General features: G+C 51.3%; 1 rRNA gene. It reads left to right on the forward strand.

Annotated features, from left to right (window positions below):
* Positions 1-842 (forward strand): 23S ribosomal RNA (locus AC5162_RS06420); the annotation flags it as partial.

Raw genomic sequence — 842 nt, forward strand, 5'->3', positions numbered from 1 at the left:
CGCAACGTTCATCGGCGCAGGGTGAGTCGGCCCCTAAGGCGAGGCAGAGATGCGTAGCTGATGGGAAGTTGGTTAATATTCCAACACCGTTGTTAAATGCGATGGGGGGACGGATTGCGAAATGTGAGCGGGTGATTGGTTGTACCCGTGACTGGTACTGAGAAGGTGGTTAGGTAAATCCGGCCGCGTAATTCAAGGTATTGGTGCGAAGCGAATTTATTCGTGAAGTCATAGGAAGTGGTCCCAGGAAAAGCCTCTAAGCTTCAGTTTAACAATGACCGTACCGCAAACCGACACAGGTGGACGGGATGAATATTCCAAGGCGCTTGAGAGAACTCAGGAGAAGGAACTCGGCAAATTAATACCGTAACTTCGGGAGAAGGTATGCCCTAGTAGCGTGTTAAAGCGCGAATGGGCCGCAGAGAATCGGTGGCTGCGACTGTTTATTAAAAACACAGCACTCTGCTAACACGAAAGTGGACGTATAGGGTGTGACGCCTGCCCGGTGCTGGAAGGTTAAGTGATGGGGTGCAAGCTCTTGATCGAAGCCCCAGTAAACGGCGGCCGTAACTATAACGGTCCTAAGGTAGCGAAATTCCTTGTCGGGTAAGTTCCGACCTGCACGAATGGCGTAACGATGGCCACACTGTCTCCTCCTGAGACTCAGCGAAGTTGAAGTGTTTGTGATGATGCAATCTCCCCGCGGCTAGACGGAAAGACCCCATGAACCTTTACTGTAGCTTTACATTGAATTGTGAACCGGCCTGTGTAGGATAGGTGGGAGGCGTTGAATTACGGTCGCCAGATCGTAGGGAGCCATCCTTGAAATACCACCCTGGTTT

The organism is Fructobacillus sp. ChS1-6f1-1-27 (assembly GCF_059579415.1).